This is a genomic window from Roseateles sp. (assembly GCF_036404855.1).
Taxonomy (GTDB): Bacteria; Pseudomonadota; Gammaproteobacteria; order Burkholderiales; family Burkholderiaceae_C; genus Pelomonas.
In genome coordinates, this window is sequence record NZ_DASWYS010000369.1 from 1 (window position 1) to 3,390 (window position 3,390).

2 protein-coding genes and 1 pseudogene are annotated in these 3,390 nt (G+C 68.1%); all 3 read left to right on the top strand.

Annotated features, from left to right (window positions below; genetic code table 11):
• On the top strand, positions 1-1,474 hold a 1,474-nt coding region (nagZ, locus tag VGF12_RS24840), incomplete at its 5' end, for a beta-N-acetylhexosaminidase (RefSeq protein ID WP_331178730.1).
• Entirely contained in the window at positions 1,474-2,730 is a 1,257-nt protein-coding gene (locus VGF12_RS24845) for an MFS transporter (RefSeq protein WP_331178731.1), read from the top strand. The genes nagZ and VGF12_RS24845, both read left to right, overlap by 1 nt.
• Positions 2,727-3,390, top strand: a pseudogene (locus VGF12_RS24850) (glycoside hydrolase family 16 protein); the annotation flags it as partial. The gene VGF12_RS24845 and the pseudogene VGF12_RS24850, both read left to right, overlap by 4 nt.

Consider the following 3,390-nt stretch of genomic DNA (forward strand, 5'->3'; position numbering starts at 1 on the left):
CATGAGCATCTTCGACCCCGGCCGTCTCGTGATGGTCGACATCCCCGGCCAGTCCCTGGACACCGAGACCGCGGCCTTCCTGCGGGAGCAGAAGATTCGTTCGGTCTGTCTGTTCCGCAAGAACCTCGGCAGCGAGGACGAGGTCAAGGCGCTGATGCGTGACCTCATCCAGGTGCTGGGTCCCGAGGCGCTGATCGGCATCGACCAGGAGGGGGGCGCCGTAGTGCGCGCGACCTTCCTGCCGCAGCCGCCGTCGTCCATGGCGCTGGGCGCGGGCGGCGAGGCGGCGCGGGCCGAGGCCGTCGGCGCGGCGGTGGCGCGCGGGCTCAGATCGCTGGGCATCAACTGGAATTTCGCGCCAGTGCTGGACGTCAACAACAACCCGGCCAACCCCGTCATCGCCGAGCGCAGCTTTTCCAACGACCCGGCCGAGGTCAGCCGCCTGGCTGGCGCGTGGATGCGCGGGTCGCTGGCGGAGGGGGTGGCCTGCTGCGTGAAGCACTTTCCCGGGCACGGCGACACGCACGTGGACTCGCACCACGCGCTGCCCACCGTCGACAAGTCACGCGCCGAGCTGGACGCACTGGAGCTGAAGCCCTTCAAGGCGCTGGCGGCCGAGGCACCGGCCATGATGACGGCCCACATCGTGTACCCACAGATCGACCCTGACCGCCCGGCCACGCTGTCGCCGCAGTTGCTCAAGGGAATCCTGCGCGACGACTGGGGCTATGACGGTGTCGTCATCACCGACGCGCTGATGATGAAGGCCGTGGCCGAGCGCTTCGGGTATGCCAAGAGCGCCGTCATGGCCATCGAGGCCGGCGCGGACATGGTGCTGGCCCAGGGGTCGCAGGAAGAGCAGCTCGTCGCCATCAATGCGCTGCGTGAGGCCTTTGCCAGCGGTAGGCTGACGCCGCGGCAGGGCGAGGTCGCGAATGCCCGCCTGGACAGGCTGGCCGCCGCCTACCCGGCGCGGGCCGTGGACGACGCAGCCACCCGCGCGGCCGACCACGCGCTGATGGCGCAAGCCTGGGCCGCCGGTCTCACTGCGCTGCGCGGCGCACGCCCGCCGGCGCTGTCCGCGCCGATCCGCGTCATCGTGCAGGGCGACGTGCCCACCGACATGGTCTCCGAGGCCGGCCCCACGGGCCGTCAGGCGGTGGCACTGTTCGACGCCTTCAGTGACGCGCAGATCCAGATGGTGGACGACATCGCCAAGCTCGATTGGGCCAGCGTGCCGAGCGACGACCGTCTCAACGTGCTGGTCTCCACGCGCCGCGCCCGCTACGGCCTGGCCGCCGCTGGATGGCGACCCGACCTGCACCTGTCGCTGTGGAATCCTTACCAGGCGCTGGACGTGGCCGGGCCGACACTGCTGAGCTGGGGCTTCGCGCCCGGCGCGCTGGCCGGCATCAAGGCCTGGTTGGAAGGCCGTTCCAACGCCACCGGCCGCGCGCCGCAAGGGCTGCAGTGATGATGGACGCGAAGAACCCGATGCGCTGGATCCCCAGCCTCTACTTCGTGCAGGGGTTGCAGTTCTTCGTCGTCATGCTGATTGCCGGACTGATGTTCAAGCAGATGGGGGTGGCCAACGACCAGATCGCGCGCTGGACCGGGCTCATCGGCTTGGCTTGGGCCTTCAAGCCGTTGTGGAGCCCGCTGGTGGAGCTGGCGCGCAGCAAGAAGACGGTCGTCGTCGCGATGCAGTTCAGCGGCGCAGTGGGCCTGGCGCTGCTGGCGTTGGCACTGCAGGCAAGTGCCTTCTTTGCGCTCAGCATCGCGGTGCTGTTCTTCCTGGCCTATGCGTCGGCCACGCACGACATTGCCTGCGATGGCCTCTATATGGGCGTGTTGGATGCCAAGCGCCAGGCGGCCTATGCGGGCTGGCAGGGCGCATTCTTCAACGCCTCCAAGTTCCTGACGCTGGGCGGCCTGATGGTGCTGGCCGGGCGGCTGGAAACCCGCATGGGCGTGTTCAATGCCTGGAGCCTGATCTTTGCAATCTTGGCGGGGCTGCTGGGGGTGCTGGCCGCCTGGAACGCCAAGGTCCTGCCCAATCCGCAGCGTGTGTCGACCGAACCTGTGAAGCTGCCAGAGATCGTGGCCGACTTCCTGGGCAAGCCCGGCATCTGGAAAATGGTGCTCTTCATCGTCATCTTCCGCCTCGCGGAGGGCCAGGTGCAGACCATTGGCCCGCTGTTCCTGATCGAGCCCCGCGACAAGGGCGGCCTGGGCCTGACGAGCGAGCAAGTGGGCGGCGTCTACGGCACGGTGGGCACGGCGGCCTTTCTCGTCGGCTCCATCCTGGGCGGCTATTTCACGTCCTGGCTGGGCCTGAAGCGAGCGATGCCGGTGCTGATCATCGCCATGGCGATCCCCAACGCGGTCTTCTGGGCGCTCAGCCTGGCATTGCCGACCTCGATCTGGACCATTGGCGCGGCCGTGGGCCTGGAGATGGCGGGTTATGGCTTCGGCTTTGTCGGCATGATTCTCTACATCATGCAAGTGGTGGCGCCGGGCCGCTTCCAGACGGCGCACTATGCGCTCGGCTCGGGCGTCATGCAGCTGGGCTTCATCCTCAGCAAGACCATCAGCGGTGACATCCAGCTCGCGATGGGCTACCAGCACTTCTTCCTTTGGACGCTGTTGTGCGGCGTGCCAGCCCTGCTGCTGCTGCTGTGGGTGCCCATGCCGCGCGCCAGCGCGCCTGCACAGGAGGTGCTGGCATGAGGGCACTGCTGCTGGGCCTGTTGACCTTCCCGGCGCTCGCGGCGCCTTCCGGCGGTGAGTTCTTCGACGACTTCTCCCAGCCCGACCTCGACGCCCTGCGCGCCAGCGGGTGGGTGCTGCGCGACGGCACGGGCCATCCCGGCTTGCCGGGCTCGCGCTTCACGCCGGGCCAGCTGACGCTTGACGGCGGCCTGCTCAAGCTCAGGATCTCCACAGACGGCACGCCGGGCAACACGGCGCTCGCCCAGCTCTGCGCGCCGCGCAAGTTCCTCATCGGCACGACAACGGCGCGCGTGCGCCTGCGTGACTCGGCCGGCGCGCGAGACCCGGTCATCCAGAGCTTCTTCCTGGCCAGTCCGCTGAAGCATGATTACGACCCGGACTTCAGCGAGGTCGACTTCGAATACCTGCCGCACGGTGGCTGGGGCGAGCCGGAGACGCGGCTTTATGGCGTCAGCTGGCAGACTGTACGCATCGACCCCTGGCAGTCTTTCAATCAGGCTTCCATCGTGAAGGGCTCGTTCGACGGCTGGCAAGTGCTGACCGTGCAGGTCGAGGCGACGCGCACGCGGCACTACGTGAACGGGCGGTTGATGGGTGAGCACACCGGCCGCAACGTGCCGGCCAAGCCCATGGCGATCAGCTTCAACCACTGGCTGG